17 protein-coding genes and 1 tRNA gene are annotated in these 14,844 nt (G+C 58.4%); 9 read left to right on the top strand and 9 right to left on the bottom strand.

The window, feature by feature from the left end; all coding sequences use genetic code 11:
• Window positions 1-166: 166 nt before the first annotated feature.
• Window positions 167-520 carry a rhodanese-like domain-containing protein gene (locus tag NW829_RS01310; protein WP_414416267.1) on the bottom strand — a complete coding sequence of 118 codons (354 nt, stop codon included), beginning with the start codon at window positions 518-520 and terminating at the stop codon, window positions 167-169.
• Between the two features lie 220 nt (window positions 521-740).
• Here NW829_RS01310 and NW829_RS01305 point away from each other — a divergent pair, with 220 nt between their 5' ends.
• Both NW829_RS01305 and NW829_RS01300 read left to right on the top strand, forming a co-directional pair.
• On the top strand, window positions 741-1,094 hold the full coding sequence (locus tag NW829_RS01305; protein ID WP_049749562.1) for a hypothetical protein: 354 nt from the start codon (window positions 741-743) through the stop codon (window positions 1,092-1,094).
• Between the two features lie 296 nt (window positions 1,095-1,390).
• Window positions 1,391-2,929 (top strand): right-handed parallel beta-helix repeat-containing protein, encoded by a 1,539-nt coding sequence (locus NW829_RS01300; protein ID WP_414416266.1) that lies wholly within the window; start codon window positions 1,391-1,393, stop codon window positions 2,927-2,929.
• 333 nt (window positions 2,930-3,262) lie between these two features.
• Here NW829_RS01300 and ndhI read toward each other — a convergent pair whose 3' ends face one another.
• The 4 genes from ndhI to NW829_RS01280 are packed head-to-tail and all read right to left on the bottom strand — an operon-like array spanning window position 3,263 to window position 6,539.
• Window positions 3,263-3,895 carry an NAD(P)H-quinone oxidoreductase subunit I gene (gene ndhI, locus NW829_RS01295; protein WP_414331863.1) on the bottom strand — a complete coding sequence of 211 codons (633 nt, stop codon included), beginning with the start codon at window positions 3,893-3,895 and terminating at the stop codon, window positions 3,263-3,265.
• A gap of 38 nt (window positions 3,896-3,933) precedes the next feature.
• Window positions 3,934-5,055, bottom strand: a complete 1,122-nt coding sequence (gene nuoH / locus NW829_RS01290) for an NADH-quinone oxidoreductase subunit NuoH (RefSeq protein ID WP_414331864.1) — start codon at window positions 5,053-5,055, stop codon at window positions 3,934-3,936.
• A gap of 56 nt (window positions 5,056-5,111) precedes the next feature.
• A complete protein-coding gene (locus tag NW829_RS01285; RefSeq protein ID WP_011432507.1) occupies window positions 5,112-5,315 on the bottom strand; it encodes a hypothetical protein in 204 nt (67 codons plus the stop codon).
• A gap of 39 nt (window positions 5,316-5,354) precedes the next feature.
• The gene (locus NW829_RS01280) at window positions 5,355-6,539 is read right to left on the bottom strand and encodes an NAD(P)H-quinone oxidoreductase subunit H (RefSeq protein ID WP_414416269.1); all 1,185 of its coding nucleotides are present in this window, start codon (window positions 6,537-6,539) and stop codon (window positions 5,355-5,357) included.
• A 169-nt stretch (window positions 6,540-6,708) separates the two neighbouring features.
• Between NW829_RS01280 and NW829_RS01275 the strand changes: the two genes are divergently transcribed.
• The gene (locus NW829_RS01275; protein ID WP_414416265.1) at window positions 6,709-7,032 is read left to right on the top strand and encodes a DUF3288 family protein; all 324 of its coding nucleotides are present in this window, start codon (window positions 6,709-6,711) and stop codon (window positions 7,030-7,032) included.
• A 57-nt stretch (window positions 7,033-7,089) separates the two neighbouring features.
• On the opposite strand, the gene NW829_RS01270 is transcribed toward NW829_RS01275, so the two are convergent.
• Complete coding sequence (locus NW829_RS01270) at window positions 7,090-7,647, bottom strand: carboxymuconolactone decarboxylase family protein (protein WP_414406947.1); 558 nt, start codon at window positions 7,645-7,647, stop codon at window positions 7,090-7,092.
• Between the two features lie 143 nt (window positions 7,648-7,790).
• Window positions 7,791-8,045, bottom strand: coding sequence for a hypothetical protein (locus tag NW829_RS01265; protein WP_041436298.1), 255 nt, complete (start codon window positions 8,043-8,045; stop codon window positions 7,791-7,793).
• Window positions 8,046-8,104: 59 nt separating this feature from the next.
• Here NW829_RS01265 and ureG point away from each other — a divergent pair, with 59 nt between their 5' ends.
• The 5 genes from ureG (at window position 8,105) to NW829_RS01240 (ending at window position 12,087) form a co-directional block, all read left to right on the top strand.
• Window positions 8,105-8,767 (top strand): urease accessory protein UreG, encoded by a 663-nt coding sequence (gene ureG / locus NW829_RS01260; RefSeq protein ID WP_011432513.1) that lies wholly within the window; start codon window positions 8,105-8,107, stop codon window positions 8,765-8,767.
• Window positions 8,764-9,567: an urease accessory protein UreD gene (locus tag NW829_RS01255; RefSeq protein ID WP_414352216.1), complete on the top strand. Its 804-nt coding sequence runs from the start codon at window positions 8,764-8,766 to the stop codon at window positions 9,565-9,567. Before ureG ends, NW829_RS01255 begins: the two co-directional genes overlap by 4 nt.
• Before the next feature lie 51 nt (window positions 9,568-9,618).
• Window positions 9,619-11,133, top strand: a complete 1,515-nt coding sequence (locus tag NW829_RS01250) for a hypothetical protein (RefSeq protein WP_414416264.1) — start codon at window positions 9,619-9,621, stop codon at window positions 11,131-11,133.
• A 58-nt stretch (window positions 11,134-11,191) separates the two neighbouring features.
• Window positions 11,192-11,271: transfer RNA gene (locus NW829_RS01245), tRNA-Leu, on the top strand.
• Window positions 11,272-11,475: 204 nt separating this feature from the next.
• On the top strand, window positions 11,476-12,087 hold the full coding sequence (locus tag NW829_RS01240) for a Ycf51 family protein (RefSeq protein ID WP_414406945.1): 612 nt from the start codon (window positions 11,476-11,478) through the stop codon (window positions 12,085-12,087).
• Here NW829_RS01240 and NW829_RS01235 read toward each other — a convergent pair.
• Both NW829_RS01235 and NW829_RS01230 read right to left on the bottom strand, forming a co-directional pair.
• Window positions 12,015-12,932 carry an alpha/beta fold hydrolase gene (locus NW829_RS01235; protein ID WP_414416263.1) on the bottom strand — a complete coding sequence of 306 codons (918 nt, stop codon included), beginning with the start codon at window positions 12,930-12,932 and terminating at the stop codon, window positions 12,015-12,017. The two genes, NW829_RS01240 and NW829_RS01235, sit on opposite strands and share 73 nt — an antisense overlap.
• Window positions 12,933-12,962: 30 nt before the next feature.
• On the bottom strand, window positions 12,963-13,628 hold the full coding sequence (locus NW829_RS01230; RefSeq protein WP_011432518.1) for a Crp/Fnr family transcriptional regulator: 666 nt from the start codon (window positions 13,626-13,628) through the stop codon (window positions 12,963-12,965).
• 416 nt (window positions 13,629-14,044) lie between these two features.
• Between NW829_RS01230 and surE the strand changes: the two genes are divergently transcribed.
• Window positions 14,045-14,824 carry a 5'/3'-nucleotidase SurE gene (surE, locus tag NW829_RS01225; protein WP_414328916.1) on the top strand — a complete coding sequence of 260 codons (780 nt, stop codon included), beginning with the start codon at window positions 14,045-14,047 and terminating at the stop codon, window positions 14,822-14,824.
• Window positions 14,825-14,844 lie beyond the last annotated feature (20 nt).

Raw genomic sequence — 14,844 nt, 5'->3', positions numbered from 1 at the left:
TCTTTCCTCTATAAATTATTCTCTCTATCCTAACATAAGATCAACACGACCTAGCAATGCTGTGGCGAATGAGTTGGGCCGCCTGGGATCCATACTGTTGGCCTCGTTGTTGGGGATCCCCCTGCAGATGAAGAATGGGGAACATGGTGCTGGTTTGCCCGTGACCTCAATAGGTGGGCAGGGAGGGATCCACCTCACAAGCCCAAGCGTGAATGCCGCCGCTGATGTTATGAACCTGAGTGAACCCGTTGGCCTGTAGCCACTGGCTCATCTGAGCAGAGCGGAGGCCATGATGACAGAGCACAAAAGTTGGCTGATCTGGATCCAGCTCTGTGAGGATCCGTTCCCTCCATTCCTCGTACTGGCTCAAGGGGTAGTTGCGAAAGCCCAGGGCATTTAAATTCACCAGCTCCAGCTCTGCCGGTTCCCGCACATCGATCAATTGCAGAGGGCCGGCCTCGGGATCCTGTAGGTGTTGGGCCATCTGTTGTGGTGTAATGGAGCGGATGGAGAAGGACATCGCCAACTCTGGTCTACAGGGATCCCTTTTCAAGATACACCGGCTCAGCGGCTGCCCTGAGACTGCCCGCAAAGGTTAAGATGTCACCCTGATTTGGGCTTAGCCTGGGTATGGCTGTGCAACGCTTTTTGATCGACACGGATACGGCGGGAGATGATGTTACCTCGCTGCTCTTTGGGCTGCTCTGGCCCAACAGCATCCTACAGGGCTGCCCGCCGGGGTGAGTTTCATTCGAGATCCCTTTGCGGAAGTGCCCAAACCCGCCGATTATGCCAGCATCTGCAGCGGAGATACCCGTCCGCTGTTCTTTATCGGTGTGGATGCTAACCAAAACTACCTGGGGGATACCGATAACAACCCTGCCACCCTCAACCACGGTCTCACCTCGATGCTGAAGCGGGTGGATATGGCCACCTATGAAGTGATTCGCAGCGTGGTGGAAGGCAACTTTAAGGCAACTTTGTCGGCGGCATTCAAACCTTTGGCCTGGAGAACGAGGGTGTGGGCTATGCCCTGGATGAATACAACCAAGCCTTGCTCTCAGCGGATTTGGTGGCTGCTGTGGAAGCGGTGAAGCAAGACATCCTCGCCGGAACCCTCGAAGTACCTGAAGAGCGCTAGATTTTTGAGATTTTTGTTGCCGATTGATTGCGGATCCCTGGCGAAGCCTTGACTAAACAGAGGATCCATCAGAGGATGCTTTTGCTGAGGGCATTGGATCGCAACTTGGCCACCTGCACTTTGACCTCGTGGCAGTTGTTTGTTGCTCTTGTTTGTTGCTGTAACAACCTTAACCGCTAGGCGCTTGTAAGGGGCTTTCCACCTATGCTTGGCCGAGTATCCAAATCTGGTTGGGGGATCTGTTCAGCCTTGCTGCCTCTGTTGGCGGGGGTTGCCCTCGGCTGTGGGGGTGGCGGCGGCAGTTCTCCACCTCTTCCTCCGCCAGGTGGCGGGCCCATCATCCTGAGAGTGGATCCGGCCAGTGGCCCCTTTACCAAGCTGGCAGACGCAGTTGCAGAGGCGCAGCGACTTCAGACTGCCACAGCCGGCCTGGAGGTGCTGATCGAGATTTTGGGGACGGGCAGGGAAACTTTGCAAAGCAACCTGGCCCTGGATGGCGGCGATGGCACCAACGGCGGTCGCATTCGCATCACCAGCTCCACCGCCTATGAGATCCTGACCGGGCTCTTTGACGTGATTGTAGCCAGCCAAACCAGCCTGCAGGGGGTAGATGTGGTGCTGGGGGGTGGACGGGTGCAGGTGAACAACGGCACTTTTCAGCCGCGCAAGGTCACCCTCAACGACCCTCGCTCCAACATCTTGGTCAACGGCAATGCTGCGGTTCTAGAGGGAGCCTTGAACCAATTGGCCGAGATTTTGTGCCAGCAATTTTTGGATCCCTGTGTGCAGATCTCTGGGAATGGCCGGGTCAGCCGTGTCTCGCCGATTGTCAGTAAAACGGGTGGGGTGGGCATAGGCACTGTGCCGGGCAGCAATCCCATCCTTGAAAACAACACAATTCTCCTGCAGGCTTTGGGGGCTTTGGCCGTTCGCTATGGTGACAACTCCGGCGGGATCTTCCGCAACAACCAAATCGAAGGGGATCCACCCACGGCTGGAGCCGGCTTGGTACTGCAGGCGCGGCAAGCAGGTACGAGTGGCACTACCGGGATTCAGCTGGATGGGGCAGGCTCAATTCCATCCATTCAATCCAACCGGATCGGCGTGGGCAGGATAGCCGGCAGTGTCGGCATTCGTATTTTGCAGGGAACCCAGGCCCGCACCATTTCCGGGAATACGTTCCTAGCTCGGGGCGAGGGCGTAGGAGTGGCAATTCAGGCGGCCCCCGGCACCCCAGATGCGGTAGTCGCAGCCTACCTGGCTGGCAATACTTTCCAAGGAAACTTTGCTCAGAGGGTCACTGGGGAACCTGCGCCCATCCCAGCTCCTGCACCGACGCCGACGGAAACGCCCACGCCAACACCGACGCCAACGCCAACACCAACGCCAGCTCCTACCCCGACACCCCCAGTATTGGGCACCGGCCCCATTCAAGTCACCTTGAGTTGGAACACCATCGATGACCTTGACCTGTATGTTACGGATCCCACGCAGCAGACCGTGTTTTTTAACAACCGAATTGTCCCTTCTGGAGGACGGCTGGATGTGGATGCCAATGCCGACTGTGTTGCCGTAACCCAAAATGCTGTGGAGAATGTCTTTTGGGCTTCCACCCCGCCCTCAGGGCCATACTTCATCGAGGTGAGATTGTTCCGGCGCTGCTCCCAATCAACTGCTCCCATTCCCTTTACCGTAACGGTTCGCAAGAGCGGAAACGTCGCGCAGACTTTTAGCGGCTTGGCCACATCCCCTGGCTTGGCGGGTAGGTTTACGTTTTCCTTCCCCTGAAGTTAGCCAAGGCTGGCAGCCATCTGCCCTGCCCACGTATGGCCATTTTGGTTCAGACTAGGACACCACACCTATACTCATACTCAGATCTTTGATTGCAGATCGCAGGGTTCAGAAGACCTTATTTCTGCGCCCCAGGCATCTCCTTCCCACTAAGGACAGCTCCAACTTCGCGGCCTCGACGCTTTTTCTGGCCATCACCTTGCGGCAGCGGGCGATGCTGGAAGGCAGTCCCACAAGTTCAAACAGTCACATCCCCTGGGAAAGGGGCTAGGGGTGGCGGACAGCGGCGCGGAGCGCTTTGCGTCAGCATGAGTGCGGGAGTATGTCACGCTATTCCGCAGCAGCCTTGGCTGCTTTCGCTTCGGCTTCCTTAGCAGCTTTGGCCGCTCTCATTTCCGCCAGAATCTCCTCCGGTCGTTTGCCAGCCCGCTGGGATCCAGCAGGCAAGTCGTGGGGATCGATTACCCCTTTGGGCAGATAGGCAAATTCTCGCAAGGGGGTCACCATCGGGTCTTCGGTAACCTTAGAGGGCAGACGGCCCATCGCCACCTGATGGTAGTTGAGGTCATGGCGGTCGTAAGCGGCCAGCTCATAATCCTCGGTTACCGAGAGGCAGTTGGTGGGGCAAAACTCCACACAATTGGCGCAGAAAATGCACACCCCGAAATCAATGCTGTAGCTGTAAAGCTCCTTTTTCTTCAGCTCTGGGTTGTAGGCCCAATCCACCACCGGCAGGTCAATTGGGCAAACTCGAACACAGATCTCGCAGGCAATGCACTTGTCGAACTCGAAGTGGATGCGTCCCCGAAAGCGCTCAGAGGGGATCAGCTTTTCGAAGGGGTATTGCACGGTTACCGGGCGCCGGCCCATGTGGTCGAAGACAACCCCCATCCCTTGGCCGATGTACTTGGCGGCTCGGAAGGCATCGCCCACATATTCTTTGACACGCTTTAGAAAAGTCATGGTCTATGTTCTCCCTCTCTGGCCTCTTTACTTCTCATTCAACCCCCAAAAAAGGTGGGGAAGGCGAGCTTTAGGGCTGCCGTCAGCAGCAAGTTAACAAAGGATACGGGCAGCAAAAACTTCCACCCCAAGTCCAGCAGTTGGTCAATGCGCACCCGCGGCAAGGTCCAGCGCAGCAGGATGGCCAAGAAGATGAAGATAAAAGCTTTGACCATCGTCATGACAATGCCTAAGGCCGCCGCGCCGATCTGCAAGAAAGGGTTATCCAAAGGAATCCCGGCAAGTGCAGCAATCGTTTCCACCGGCACCACAAACGACCAACCCCCCAAGTACAGCACTGCCGCAATCAGAGAAGCCAGCAGCAAGTTGGCGTAGGATCCCAGATAAAAGAGGGCAAACTTCATGCCGGAGTACTCCGTTTGGTAACCGGCTACCAGCTCTTCTTCTGCTTCCGGCAAGTCGAACGGGATCCGCTCCGTTTCCGCCAGAGCCGAGATCAGGAAAATGACAAAGCCAATGGGCTGCCGCCAGACGTTCCAGCTCAGAATGCCCAGGCCACTCTGCTGTTCCACGATCCCCACCGTGTCCAGACCGTTGCTCATCAGCACCACGGCCAACACTGACAGGGCCAGCGGCAGTTCGTAGCTGATCGATTGAGCTGCCGCGCGTAGCCCACCCAGCAAGGAGTACTTGTTATTGGAACCGTAGCCCGACATCAACAAACCGATGGGTTGCACGCTGGAGGTGGCGATCAGGAAGAACACGCCAATGGCAATGTTGGAGATCAATAGGTTCTGGCCAAAGGGAACCACCAGGTAGCACAAAAAGACGGGCAGGAAAACCAATATCGGCCCCAGCGTAAACAAGACTGGGTCGGCCAAGATGGGCAGAACATCTTCTTTGGTCAGCAGCTTGATGCCGTCGGCAATCGGGATCAGCACCCCCTGAGGGCCAGCCATGTTGGGGCCAATCCGCTGTTGGGCTGCTGCCGAGATCTTGCGCTCCAGCCAAGTCATGACCATCACCCCCAAGGTGGCGGCGATGATCAGCAGCAACATCGGCAGGGGCATCCAGAGGGCATGGGCTGCACCTGCTCCCAAGCCTAGGTTCTGTAGGGCAGTCTCGAAGCCAAGTTGTAGGTCGATACCAGCGTTTGTCATGGGGGTGAGTAGCTCCCTAGAGATGGCGGGTTGGGTAGGGTTTGGGATCCCTGTAGCTAAGTTTTCCCGTTGGGATCCGATTGGGGGGGACGGTTGCGGCGGCGTAGCTCCTGCTGGATGATGGCCTGAAGGCGAGCATCAGATAGCTCTTCCGCGCGGCGGCGCCTTTCCTCTTGGTACTTAGCCCATTGCTTGGGGCCGATAACCGCAGCAATGACAGACACAATCAACAGCGGCAGAACCAAGATCGCCCAGGCCATCGCCTTTGTCCTCGCTTTCCGTAAGTATCTTAGCGATTCCTAGCGATCCACCTCGCCCATGATGATGTCAATGCTGCCGAGGATGGCGATCATGTCGGCTACCTTCATGCCGCAAATCAACTGAGGCAGTACCTGCAAATTGACAAAGCCGGGGGGACGGATCTTCCAGCGCCACGGGCAGACGTTGTCGTCACCAACAATGTAAATACCCAGCTCCCCCTTAGCGCTCTCCACCCGCACGTAGGCTTCCCCTTTGGGGATCTTGAAATTGGCGGAAGGCTTTTTGCTGATGAACTGGTAGTCCCCTTTGTTCCACTCCGACTTCGGCCCCTCCAGCATCCGCTTGGCTTCCAGGTTTTCAAAGGGGCCTCCTGGCAAAGCCTTGACGGCTTGCTGCACGATCTTGCAGGACTCGCGCATCTCTTTCATGCGCACCCGATAGCGGGCCAGGCAATCCCCTTCGGGGTAAACGGCCACCTCCCAGTCGAAGTCGTCGTAGCACTCGTAGTGATCCACTTTGCGCAGATCCCAGTTGACGCCGCAGGCCCGCAACATGGGACCCGACAGACCCCAGTTGATGGCGTCTTGCTTGGAGATGGCTCCCACCCCTTCCAGCCGTCGGCGGAAGATGGGGTTGTCGGTCACCAGCCGTTCGTACTCATCCACTTTGGGCAGGAAATACTCACAAAAGTCTAGGCATTTTTCCGTCCAGCCGTAGGGCAAATCCACTGCTACGCCGCCTACCCGGAAATAGTTGTTGTTGATCAGGCGCATGCCGGTGACGGCTTCAAACAAGTCTAGGATCCACTCCCGCTCCCGCATGGCGTAGAGGAAGGGGGTTTGGGCGCCCAAATCCGCCAAGAAGGGACCAAACCAAAGCAGGTGGTTGGTGATGCGGGTCAGCTCCAGCATGATCACCCGCAGGTAGCTGGCCCGTCTGGGCACGCTGATCCCGGCCAGTTTCTCAACGGCATTGACGGTGATGGCCTCGTTGAACATGCCGGCCCCGTAGTCCCAACGGGAGACGTAGGGCAGGTATTGCACCACCGTGCGGTTTTCGGCGATTTTTTCCATGCCGCGGTGCAAGTAGCCGATCACCGGTTCGCAATCGACGATGTTTTCGCCATCTAGGGTGACCAGCAAACGCAAAACCCCATGCATGGAGGGATGGTGCGGCCCAAAGTTGAGCAACATCCGGTCGGTACGGGTCTCGATCATGGGCATGGGCATAGCCGCCGCCTCCGCAACTGAAGAATGTTTATAGTCTGCAACATTTGCAGTATAGCGGTTTTCTTCTGCCTTCTCGGGATCCCATGCCATCAGGGATCCCAATCCTCGATATTGAAAGTCTCCAGGGGAACTCAGCTAGAGTGAGAAAAAAGGAGGGAGGCCGATGGCTGTATCCCGTTCACCCTCGAATGGCCCATCCCGGAGAGAGCAGCAACATCCGCAGTATGCCACCGACCGGGCTGTGCTCGATGAGCTGATGGTGCAGGCCCAGGAGAGGCCCCTCTCCGAGTGGGTGCTGGCGGAAGTCGCCCGTTTGCGCATCCGTTACCACGGTTTCCCCGGTGCCTGGGATCTGCAGCGGGATTTGGATCAGATCCTGGAACAGTGGGGCATGAGCGAAGAAGAGCTGTTCGCCCAGACCCGCCAGATCCATGCCCGCGGCCAGGTGTACGACCGCAGCTTTAGCACGCGAGACGACTGGGCCTAGTGGAGGGTTTGGGTCGGGATCCCTTACCCCCCTGAGAGAGGGGAGTTTGCCGGTTGTTCATGAGACGTGAAGCTGCTCGGCAAAGACGGGATCCAAAGGCACATCTAGGGCGGCAATCACCTTAGTCCAGAAGTTCATAAAGCCAATCCAAGCCGATAGCTCCACCAGATCTTCATCTGACCAAATGGCTTTTAGCTGGGCAAAGAAGCTGTCGGTCACCACCATGCTGGGCACGGTCATCCGCTCAGCGTACTCGATGGCCAGCTTCTCCGCTTCGGTGTAGAGGGTGCTGGTGCGGGCCTGGGCCACCGCCGCAATTTTGGCCGGGGTAGCTCCGTGCTTCTGCGCCTGCAGGGTATGGTAGGGCAGGCAGTAGTGGCGGCAGCCGTTGATTTGGGCAATGCGGATGCTGACCAGCTCCTTCAGCTCTTCAGGCAAGTTGGGGTTTTGGGTGTGCAGCGCCCCGTAGAGGTTCATCACGGCTCGCATCAGTTGGGGCTTGTGGGCCATCACCTGCAGGGGGTTGAGGGCGGTGCCGTAGGTTTTCTCCAGGCTTTCGTAAACCTTTTGCAGTTGCTTATCGGCTTTCTCTGGGGTAACAGGAGGGATCCGCATGGACAGTCTGTAAAATTGCAGCATTCTCGACTTTAGCGCGTCTGGGGGATCCGCCCAAGCCTGAGGGGCGCTTCACAGTCTGGGGGAGGGATCCCTTCTCCGCCTGAAACCAGGCACCTGCCTCCCTTCTTACTTGTCAAGGGTCAAGGATTGCCCAAGGATTGCTCAACGGCTTCCACCTGCTGCTGGGTGGCGGTAGCCCCTTGGTTGAGGGTTTGCTGGATCTGTTCCCGAGATTGGTAAATCTGCAGCGGCCCACCTTGAGGGATCCCTTGCTGGGCAGCTTCTGGGCTGGCTTGCTCTGGTCTCGGCTCCGAACTCAGCGGGTTGCGATAGAGGCGGTTAACCAGCAAAAATCCCACCAGCACCACAGCAGTTGCCACCAAAAGCCGAACCATACTCGGATCCCTTGCAAGCATCTGGTTCTAGAATGCCCAAAAAGAGGAGCAGGTATCCGATGTCGGGCAAAGTTGCGCAAACTTCCCAGCCGGTACGGGTTGGCATTGGCGGCCCGGTGGGATCTGGAAAAACCGCTTTGGTGGAAAAGCTCTGCTTGGCGCTGCGGGACCACCTGTCTTTGGCGGTGGTGACCAACGATATCTATACCCGCGAGGATGCCGAGTTTTTGGTGCGGGCCAAGGCCCTGGAGGCAGAGCGGATCATTGGCGTAGAGACCGGCGGCTGCCCCCACACCGCCATTCGGGAAGATGCCTCCCTCAACCTAGACGCCATTCAGGAGCTGGAGCGCCGCTTTTGCCCCCTGGATCTCATCTTGGTGGAATCGGGGGGGGACAACTTGGCAGCTACCTTCAGCCCGGAGCTGGTGGACGCCTGCATTTACGTCATCGACGTGGCCGAAGGGGACAAGATCCCGCGCAAAGGCGGGCCGGGGATCACCCGCTCCGACCTGCTGGTGATCAACAAGATCGATCTGGCTCCCTATGTGGGAGCAGACTTGGGGGTGATGGAACGGGATGCCCGTCGCATGCGGGGAGATAGGCCCTTTGTCTTTACCAACCTGCGCACGGGTGAGGGGCTGGAGCAGGTTCTCAGTTGGCTGGAGCGGGAGGTGCTGTTTCGCCCCATCAAGGCCGACCCCCCCTCGGTGAGCCGCCTGTGAACTTCGGTAAGGCCATCTTGAAGGCAACCCGCCGAGGCGACCATACCCACATTTGGGAGTATTCTCAGGCTCCCTTGCAATGGCTGGGATCCCCTGGGGAGCCACCTGTGTACTACCTGCGCAACCCCAACGGCGGCCTGCTGGGTGGGGATCGCCACCGGATCGAGATCGGGCTGGGGCCAGGCTCGGCGCTGGAAATTCGCACCCAAGGGGCAATGCGGCTACATCCCGGCTTGATTCGGCAACAGGTCAAGGTCAAGCTGGCCCCCACCAGCCAGTTGATCTGGATCCCTCACCCGACCATTCCGGGGGCAGGGGCAGACTTTCGCCAGCAGGTGCAAATTGAGCTGGATCCCACAGCCCGCCTGGCCTATGCCGAGATCTGGACTGCCGGACGGCTGGCCATGGACGAACGCTGGCAGTTTGAACATCTTGCCAACTGCTTGCAAGTTTGGGTCACTGCTGGGATCCCATCCTCCCCCGAGGGGAGAAAACTCTGGCTGCAGGAACACATAGACCTGCACTTTCCCCATCGGCAGGTCTCCGCCGCGTCAGTGCTGGGATCCCATCTCTGTTGGGGATCCTTGTATTTGCTGGGGGATTGGCCGGAACCCACTTGGCTGACCGTTCACATCAGCGGAACGGAGTCCCCATACTGGCTGGTCAAGTCTCCGGATCCCATCTGTAAGGGTTGGATTCTGCGCCAGGTGGGGCCACAGGCAGAGGCCATTTGGCGGCATTTTGGCCAGGTTGCACTACAGCTTGCTCAAGCCAAGGGTGGCTCACCCCAGGGGTGGTAGACTAAGGCTGACTCAAACCAACTGGTTGACCCAAGGCCGGGACGGAGTCCTTTGAACGCTGCTCAACGGATTCTCAGACGCTCTGTCCTCAGGGGGCGAAGTCGCTGGCTGCTCCTCTACGAGAAGGGGATGGCCCTGCTGGCCCTGAGCAACCTGTGCTTGGTGCTCTTCGACATGAGCTATGTGCCTGGGCGAGATTTTTGGCTCCAGGGTCGGGTGCAAATTTTTGGCGCCTTTGGTCCTCCCATTCCGCTGCCGATTCTCTCCGAAGAAACCAGCCGTTCCCCGGTGACCGACCTATACGATCCCATCAAAGGTATCGAGCCCAACCCCGAAACCCAGCGCTACTTGGCCTTGGTGGATGAGCTGCGCCAGGTTACCCTGCGGTTTGGCGTGGAGTCGGAAGCGGCAGCACCGATCCTGGCCCGCTTGCGGGAGCTCAGCGACGAGATGATTGAGACCAATCCCTTTCAGGGCGCCAACAAAACTGGCCAGTTTGTGCGTATCCTCAATTTGATGCGGGAGCACATCCCAGAAGCCGACTCTGCCAGAGCCGCCTTTGCCCGCTTTTGGACTGCTGAGTACTTGGCCGGCGCCGATCCCGCAGATGGAATTGAATTTTTCCAGACCCGGCTGCGCCCCCTCTTTGAGACCAACTATTTCCGCCCCATTGGCGAGAGCGGTAACCCCGTTGACTTTTTCCCGGTGCTGGATTTTCCCTTCGTGCTTCTGTTTGGGCTGGAATTTTTGCTGCGCACGGTGGCCATCAGCCGTCGCTACACCGGAGTCAATTGGCTGGATGCCATGCTCTGGCGTTGGTACGATGTGCTGCTGCTGCTGCCCTTTTGGCGCTGGCTGCGGGTGATCCCCGTCACCATCCGGCTGGGACAAGCGCAGTTGCTGGATCTGGAGCGGGTACGCGCCCAGGTGAGCCAGGGCTTTGTTACCAACTTCGCCGAGGATCTGACGGAAGTCATTGTCGTGCGGGTGATCAACCAAATCCAGGTATCCATTCAGCGGGGATCCCTGCCCCTGCTGCCGGCAGCGCGTACCCAGCGCGACTACATTGATATCAACAACACCAACGAGCTGGAGGCGATTGCCAACCTGGTTTTTCGCATTGTTCTCTACCGCGTTTTGCCCCAGGTGCAACCGGAATTGCAACAACTGCTCCGCTACAACCTGGATGGCCTGCTCAAGCAGTTGCCTGCCATGCAAACTCTAGAACAGCTTCCCGGCCTGGGATCCCTGCCTGGCCAACTGACGGAGCGCCTGGCCAACGAGCTGACCACCACCACCTACAAAACCCTGACGGGCAGTTTCGAGGATCCCGTCGGCTCCAAGCTGGCAGCGCAACTGATGCAGCGGTTTGGTGAGGTCTTGGCACGGGAACTCACCCAGGAGCATGCTTCGGAAGAAATTCGCTCTCTCCTGCAAGACTTGCTGGAAGAGATCAAAATTAACTACGTCGAGCGGCTATCCCACGAGGATCTGGAGGAGGTGATGGAGCAAACCCGCCAGCTTCGGCAAAAGGCCCAGCAACTGGAGAAAGACCGCCGCCGATAGAGTTCGGGGGATTGGTTGACGAGGTTTCGCCAGTTCAGTAGGATAATGGTTCCAAGTCGGGCGAGTGGCGAAACTGGTAGACGCACCGCACTCAAAATGCGGCGGGAAACCGTGTCGGTTCGAATCCGACCTTGCCCATGCTCCTCAAATCTGTAGGGCTCGCCGCTTTCTGGGTTTGGTAGGTTGATCCGTCTTGCCTCTTCTCACAGGGGTTTGGTGATAGAACCAGCCAAGCCCTTCTGGAGCAGGGTGCCAGCGGGACGGAGTCCTTAGATAGGGCAGCCAGAATCGGGCTCATCCTGCATCCTAGAGATGAAGCTCTAGCCGCTAAACTGGGGAATCATGGATGCAACTTTGGAATCTTTCTTTGCCTCTGCCACCCAAATTGGGCTAGGTCTAGCAGGCTTGCTGGCTGTGCTCACCCTGCTGGCCTGGATCCGCAATTGGCCCTTGAAGTTTGCGCTGGTGGGCTACACGGCGTTTGCGCTGGTTTTAACAGCGGGATGTTTTGCCCTCAGCTTGGGGCCGATCTTTCGCTCCCGCATTCCCGGTGCTGCCCCCTACACCACCGTCTATGACCAAGGGGCGGATCGAGCGGTTATTGCTGTCAGCCCGGATATCACCCCAGAGCAACTGATCCTCACCCTGAAGCAGGCGGCCAGCGATTTGGGATCCCCGGGCCGCTTCTCCACCGGTTCGCCGGTGTTCACCTTGCGGGCCCGCACCGTCATCCATCCCGAGCCGGGAGTTTCCGAGCCGTTGCTCTTGGGCACGCTGCAACAGCCGTTGGGAAAGCGCCTGCGCACCCCAGAAGAACAACAGCAGCAGCAGATCCATCTAGAGGAAGAGGCCTTTGCCCGGCTGCGGAAGTTGGCCCAGGGTCAGGCTTCTGCCGCCTTGTCTGCAGAGGAAGCGGAAGAGCCAACCACCGGGATCCCACTTGCCCAGTCTTGAGCGCTGAGCCAGCGGCGCAGATCCTGTCCCACCCGGTCGGGGATCTCCCAGGGAAAGAGATGAGCCACGTTGGGATAGACAATGCAGGTGCAGTGGGGCAGGGCGCGGGCTGTGGCCAGGCTGCTGTTGGCGGTGATGTGGCGATCCCGCTCGCCGGCCATAAGCAGTACCGGGATGCGAATTCGGTGCAGATCTCCCTCGCGGTTGTAGCCCCGTTGCAAAGCGGCGCGCAGAGCTTGGCGAGCCTGGGGGGAGGTGTGCAGATAGGCGGGCAAGGCCATGTGCGCCAAATACCGATAGGCCGTTGGGGTCTGTTGCTGCATCAGGTAGCGGTAAAGGGAGCGACGGCCAAAGGTCTCGATGTTCCATTCCCAGCCGGGCCAAAGCCAGTTGAGCAGCGAGGCAACGCCGGTGTTGACCTGATCCCAAAAATCGGTGGGGGGATGGTTGCTGCGGGGGCAGGCGGCACTGGCCACCAAGACCAAACCCTTTACCCGCTGCGGCAGCCGCAAAGCCAACTCCAGGGCCAGGATCCCGCCCAAAGACCAGCCCAGCACCAGACACGCCTGCCAGCCCAGGCGATCCAGCAGCCGCTCCAAGTCCTCTAGGTGATCCTGCATCTCAAAGGGATCCGTCACCTGCGAACGTCCATAGCCACGCAGATCTGGCGCCACACAGGGGTGGATCCCCGCCACTGCCTCTGCAAATACCGCCATGCAGTCGGCATTGCCCGGATGGCCGTGGAGCATCAAGATTGGGAGGGAGGGGATCCCTTTTCCCCAAGTACGGTAGTGGAGCTGCAGGCCGATCGCGTCAGCAGTGCAGTTCCCGACTGCTGTAGGCATAACACTCTGGATAGCATCTAGACAGCAGGGTTAGGCGCTGGCCGCCTTCTTCGGAGTGGGCTGGAGCTTTACCCCGTTGGGAATGCAAATTAAGTTTTGATCCAGCACCTGCACAAACCCTTTCGAACGCAGGGATCCCAGAAGACGAGTCACCGTCACGCGGGTGGCCCCAATGGCATCCCCAATCTGGGCATGGGTAAGGGGCCAGGGGAGATACATCCCTTGTTCACAGGGCTGTCCATACTCTTCGATCAACAGGCTCAAGAAGCCCTTGAGGCGATCGATGGCGCGCCGTTGGCCCAGATTTCCCAACCACAGCAGCTTCCGTTGCAGTTGCTGGCGGAAGTTTTCCTGAATCTTCTGGTGCAGATAGGGCCACTGCTCCAGATCCTGCCAGTAAAACCACATCACCGTGGTGCGATCGGCGTGGGTGCAGGCTTTCAACTCAAAGCGCTCTGGGTTGCTCAGCTCAAAAGGAAATCCAGCCGTGATGAACCCAACAAAGACCTCCCGCCGCTCTGGAGTTTGGCTGACCAGGCGCACCACTCCCTCTTGGGTGATGTACACCAATCCCGGACGAGTGGGAATGCGCACGTCTTTGGGAAAGGTGCGACAGCGGTAGTGCTCCTCGGCCCACTGGCAAAGCTCACGCCATTCCTGAGCCTCTGTTGCCGATGTGATGGAAACAAGTGACATGAGATCAACTTCCTGTCGCTCGAGCGACCTGATGGGTTTTACAGACTTTCCAGCTTTACCCGGCTGTAGGCTATGCAACGCTTCCGCGTTCGCGCCGGCGGTGCGGAGCACCTACACGTCAACGGGACGGAGTCTTAGGAAGATGGGGACGGAGAAACAGCAAGATACACACAAGAAGGCAAATACAAAGAGGAAGGAAACCGCAGGGTTTACTTTACCTTAGCTTCATAATGGCACTTGACCTCATAGGGTGACATTGTGTTCCTACTGATATTGTTCAAAAGGCTACGTCCAATAATAACCCCAAGAAGCCGTAAATTTTCAGATTCTGCCGCTGAACTCGGCTACCTGGGGGATCAGCGCAGATCATTGGGTCAGACTGGTGTATGTCTAAGGGCGGGTGTGGGGTGGCTGGGATGAATATTCTCATCAGCAACGACGATGGCATCCAGGCGGCAGGGGTGCGGTGTTTGGCGGCAGCGCTGGCCCAGCTGGGGGGGCACCAGGTAACGGTGGTCTGTCCGGATCGGGAGCGCTCGGCCACCGGCCACGCCCTGACGTTGCACAAGCCGCTGCGGGTGGATCCGGTGCGGGAGGGATTTCCTCCAGAAGTGCAGGCCTGGGCCTGTTCGGGCACCCCTTCCGACTGTGTCAAGTTAGGTCTGGACGGGCTATTGGATCGTCCTCCCGATTGGGTGATTTCCGGCATCAATCAGGGAGCCAATCTGGGCACGGATGTGCTCTACTCCGGCACCGTCTCGGCGGCAATGGAAGGGCTATTGGAAGGGATCCCTAGCCTGGCAGTAAGCTTGGCCAGTTTTACCCATCAGGATTTTCAACCAGCGGCCCAGGTGGTGCTGAAGCTACTGGAGAAACTGAGCCTGAAACCCCTGGGGGAGCCGATGCTGTTGAACATCAACGTGCCCCCCCTAGCGCTGGCTGAAATACGCGGCATGGTCTTGGCCCGCCTGGCCTGGCGCAAGTACACAGATCTCTACGAGAAACGGGTGGATCCGCGCGGCAAGGCCTACTACTGGCTAGCTGGAGAGGTGGTGGAAGAGGAGGTGGATCCCTGTTCGGACGTGCGGGCGGTTGCTGAGGGCTATGTGTCGATTACGCCCCTGCAGCCGGATCTGACGGCCTACGCGGCCTTCGATAGCTTACAGCGCTGGGGGCTCTCAGCTTTTGGTTCATGAATTTTAAGCCGGTGAGCTGG

This window comes from Synechococcus sp. R55.8 (assembly GCF_047461895.1).
Lineage (GTDB): Bacteria > Cyanobacteriota > Cyanobacteriia > Thermostichales > Thermostichaceae > Thermostichus.
Note: the sequence above shows the minus strand (reverse complement) of the source record. Positions and strands in the feature narration are given on the sequence as shown.

Bases quoted from the DNA above. Each gene is read 5' to 3' on its own strand.
- NW829_RS01240 (WP_414406945.1), top strand. From the start codon at position 11,476: ATGGATGCAACTTTGGAATCTTTCTTTGCCTCTGCCACCCAAATTGGG.
- NW829_RS01235 (WP_414416263.1), bottom strand. From the start codon at position 12,932: ATGCCTACAGCAGTCGGGAACTGCACTGCTGACGCGATCGGCCTGCAG.
- NW829_RS01230 (WP_011432518.1), bottom strand. From the start codon at position 13,628: ATGTCACTTGTTTCCATCACATCGGCAACAGAGGCTCAGGAATGGCGT.
- nuoH (WP_414331864.1), bottom strand. From the start codon at position 5,055: ATGACAAACGCTGGTATCGACCTACAACTTGGCTTCGAGACTGCCCTA.
- NW829_RS01275 (WP_414416265.1), top strand. From the start codon at position 6,709: ATGGCTGTATCCCGTTCACCCTCGAATGGCCCATCCCGGAGAGAGCAG.
- NW829_RS01285 (WP_011432507.1), bottom strand. From the start codon at position 5,315: ATGGCCTGGGCGATCTTGGTTCTGCCGCTGTTGATTGTGTCTGTCATT.
- NW829_RS01310 (WP_414416267.1), bottom strand. From the start codon at position 520: ATGTCCTTCTCCATCCGCTCCATTACACCACAACAGATGGCCCAACAC.
- NW829_RS01270 (WP_414406947.1), bottom strand. From the start codon at position 7,647: ATGCGGATCCCTCCTGTTACCCCAGAGAAAGCCGATAAGCAACTGCAA.
- surE (WP_414328916.1), top strand. From the start codon at position 14,045: ATGAATATTCTCATCAGCAACGACGATGGCATCCAGGCGGCAGGGGTG.
- ndhI (WP_414331863.1), bottom strand. From the start codon at position 3,895: ATGACTTTTCTAAAGCGTGTCAAAGAATATGTGGGCGATGCCTTCCGA.
- NW829_RS01265 (WP_041436298.1), bottom strand. From the start codon at position 8,045: ATGGTTCGGCTTTTGGTGGCAACTGCTGTGGTGCTGGTGGGATTTTTG.
- ureG (WP_011432513.1), top strand. From the start codon at position 8,105: ATGTCGGGCAAAGTTGCGCAAACTTCCCAGCCGGTACGGGTTGGCATT.
- NW829_RS01280 (WP_414416269.1), bottom strand. From the start codon at position 6,539: ATGCCCATGATCGAGACCCGTACCGACCGGATGTTGCTCAACTTTGGG.